General features: G+C 59.7%; 2 pseudogenes. Both read right to left on the minus strand.

Features of this window, described 5'->3' with window-relative positions:
- Positions 1-440, minus strand: a pseudogene (locus ACR1XU_RS23125) (integrase); the annotation flags it as partial.
- A 354-nt stretch (positions 441-794) separates the two neighbouring features.
- Positions 795-857: pseudogene (locus ACR1XU_RS23130) on the minus strand (hypothetical protein); the annotation flags it as partial.
- Positions 858-921: the final 64 nt, after the last annotated feature.

Consider the following 921-nt stretch of genomic DNA (forward strand, 5'->3'; position numbering starts at 1 on the left):
GGTTGAACATGAATGAAGCAGCCGAGGTTGCCTTTGGTCACGAGGTCTTCCCGGAGCAGCCCGACCGCTTCCCCCGCGCGCAGTCCTGTCAACAGGCAGGTCAGCAGAACGGAATGAAGCTCAGGATCACGAGCCGCCAGAAGTCTGGAGACCTCATCGTCGGTAGGGACTGCATAGGGTTGAGGACGTACTTTCCGATCGAACGGCACCGTCCGGAACGGGTTGACCTCCAGATGGCCTTCGTAGACCACCCAGTCGATGAAGTGATTGACCTGCGACCAGATACGCCGCTGGGTTCTGGCGGTGATGGTTACTGATCCCCGAGACGAGTAGGTAACGAGTTGGTCCAGGGTCAGCCCGCGTGTCCTCTCTGACTTACCGATCATTGGAGACAGTTGGGCTATCGCTGACAGAAACTCTCGCCCCTCCGCCCGCGTCAAACTGCAAACCGGCTCGTCACCAAACCGACTAGTGAATAACCCGACAGAGTATCGGACCGATTTAAATCCGCTGGGTCGCAGTTCATCACTACGCCGGGAGAGATAGGCGCGGCTCAGGTCCTGGATCACTACCTTTACCGGTGCGGCTGGTCGGGTGAAGGCAGGACTGTCCAGAACTGTCCCGGAGCCCTCCAGAGTGGCCCGGAGACGGACGAGAGACGACTCTGGCTGGTCGAGCCAATCCGGAACGTCAGCGGTGCTCTCTGTGGCAGAGAGGGCGTCCTCTGCCTGACCCCGGACTTGCTCCACCAGCGTCTCGAAGCGGGCATTAACTTCAGCGGCACGGACGCGGGCGGTGTTACGATCTCCGGTCTTGAGGCTTTGCTTCAACGCCTGAGCGCCCAGCGCGAGAGCCACGTCAACGGGATAGTTGCGTCTGAACAACCACGTATGGCCCTTCAGATAGGCATAGCGAATGTGA

It is taken from the genome of Ruegeria sp. D1(2025) (assembly GCF_056536425.1).